General features: G+C 42.7%; 1 protein-coding gene. It reads left to right on the top strand.

What is annotated here, in order from left to right:
• Positions 1 to 74 precede the first annotated feature (74 nt).
• Complete coding sequence (locus tag F9Y84_RS21795) at positions 75 to 1,286, top strand: IS256 family transposase (protein ID WP_147391493.1); 1,212 nt, start codon at positions 75 to 77, stop codon at positions 1,284 to 1,286.
• Positions 1,287 to 1,317 lie beyond the last annotated feature (31 nt).

Raw genomic sequence — 1,317 nt, 5'->3', positions numbered from 1 at the left:
GAGACTGTAACTAATTTTGTGTAATTGCCTATCTCAAATTACCCTATAGATGGGTTAAGGATAGGCAGATGAACATGAATAAGAAAGAACTTGAAGCTTTCGCAAGAGAAGCCGCCAAAGGGATTAAAACCCCTGAGGACCTAAGCGAATTTAGCCAGATGCTCAAGAAAATCACCGTTGAAGCGGCACTAAATGCAGAGATGGATGAGCATCTAGGTTATGAGAAGCACCATAAATCAACTTCTACAAACAGTCGCAACGGTAAAAGTACTAAACGAGTTAAAACTGAAGATGGTGAATTTGAACTCGATACTCCTCGTGACCGTGAAGGCTCCTTTGAGCCAAAGTTGGTCAAAAAGAACCAAACCCGCTTTACGTCCATGGACGATAAAATCCTCAGGCTTTACGCGCAGGGTATGAGTACCCGTGAAATCGTCAGTGCATTTGATGAATGGTATGGTGCTGAGATATCGCCTACGTTGGTGTCTCGTGTCACGAACGCGGTTATTGAGCAGGTAATTGAATGGCAATCTCGCCCTCTAGACGCTATTTACCCTATTGTTTACCTAGACTGTATCGTCGTTAAAGTTCGCCAAGATAAACGGGTTATCAACAAATCCATTTTTCTTGCATTGGGAATAAATACCGAAGGCCATAAAGAGTTGATGGGAATGTGGATTGCCGAGAATGAAGGTGCCAAATTCTGGTTAAATGTGCTGACCGAACTTCAACAGCGTGGTGTAGAAGACATCCTCATAGCGTGTGTTGATGGCCTAAAAGGCTTTCCTGATGCAATCAATACAGTCTTCCCTCAAACCAACATTCAACTGTGTATTGTGCATATGGTGCGAAATTCATTGAAATATGTTTCATGGAAAGACTACAAGGCCGTTACAGCAGAGCTCAAGCGCGTTTATCGTTCAGCTACAGAAGATGAAGCCTTACTTGAATTAGAGCGCTTCGGCGATGCCTGGGATAGCCAGTACCCGCAGATTACAAAATCATGGCGCAATCATTGGCAAAATCTAAATACGCTTTTTAATTATCATGAGGATATTCGAAAGGCAATCTACACAACCAATGCGATAGAGTCGCTTAACAGTGTGATTAGGAAAGCGATTAAGAAGCGAAAAATCTTCCCGAGTGATGATTCAGCAAGAAAGATGGTTTACCTTGCGATTAAAGATGCCAGTAAAAAATGGACAATGCCCATTCAAAACTGGCGTCAGGCGATGAGTCGATTTATCATCGAGTTCGAGGAACGCCTCGAAAGACATATTAACTAAGTGGCAGTTACACAGAATCTGTTACAGGGTC

It is taken from the genome of Pseudoalteromonas peptidolytica, assembly GCF_012641745.1.
Taxonomy (GTDB): domain Bacteria; phylum Pseudomonadota; class Gammaproteobacteria; order Enterobacterales; family Alteromonadaceae; genus Pseudoalteromonas; species Pseudoalteromonas peptidolytica.
The sequence above is the reverse complement of the archived record's forward strand: the minus strand, read 5'-3'. Positions and strand labels throughout refer to the sequence as shown.

Excerpts from the sequence above, each read along its gene's own strand:
- F9Y84_RS21795 (WP_147391493.1), top strand. The coding sequence starts at position 75 with ATGAATAAGAAAGAACTTGAAGCTTTCGCAAGAGAAGCCGCCAAAGGG.